Consider the following 694-nt stretch of genomic DNA (forward strand, 5'->3'; position numbering starts at 1 on the left):
TCAAGGTGGATTTATTGTTTGAGTAAGTCGGCAGGTTCCAACGGCCACGAAGAGCCAACATACGCAATGTAAAGCATGCAATTAATGCAATGGCTGAAATCCAATCTCTGGTTAACCAGTTGAAATAGTCTCCCAGGACCACAATCAATGCGCCGATCAGGGCTGCAGATGCATACACCTCTTTTTCCAGTATCACAGGAACTCTGTTCAATAAAATATCGCGTAAGATGCCACCGCCCACAGCTGTAATAATTCCTAAAAGCACGGCAGCCTCAGCATTATGTCCAAAAGCCAACGTCTTTTGTGCCCCGGTGATTGCGAACATAGACAAGCCGGCAGCATCAAAAAGTATCACTGGCCGGTTAAGTAGTTTTACAAGAGGGTATAAACCAATTGTCATCACTGCAGCCACCATTGAAGTAAAAAGATAGTACCACGTCGTTAACCCTGCCGGCGGAACCGCTCCAATGCAAAGATCGCGGATAATGCCCCCGCCACAGGCTACAGTAAAAGCAATGGCACAAATACCAAACAGGTCCAATCCACGCTCCCGCGCAGCAATTGCCCCGCTTAATGCAAAAGCAAAAGTTCCCCCCAAATCAAGAAAATAGTAAAACGTGTGAAGTTTATCCATTGTTTTAATAAGCGTCCATAATCCGTTGAATTTGTCTTTGAGTCAAACATAACGAGAACT

Annotated in this window: 1 protein-coding gene; it reads right to left on the reverse strand. The window is 45.2% G+C overall.

The window, feature by feature from the left end:
• Window positions 1–634: trimeric intracellular cation channel family protein (locus B3Z75_RS08030; protein ID WP_294069771.1), on the reverse strand; the 634-nt coding region annotated here is incomplete at its 3' end.
• Window positions 635–694 lie beyond the last annotated feature (60 nt).

The organism is Proteiniphilum sp. UBA1028 (assembly GCF_002316955.1).
Lineage (GTDB): Bacteria > Bacteroidota > Bacteroidia > Bacteroidales > Dysgonomonadaceae > Proteiniphilum.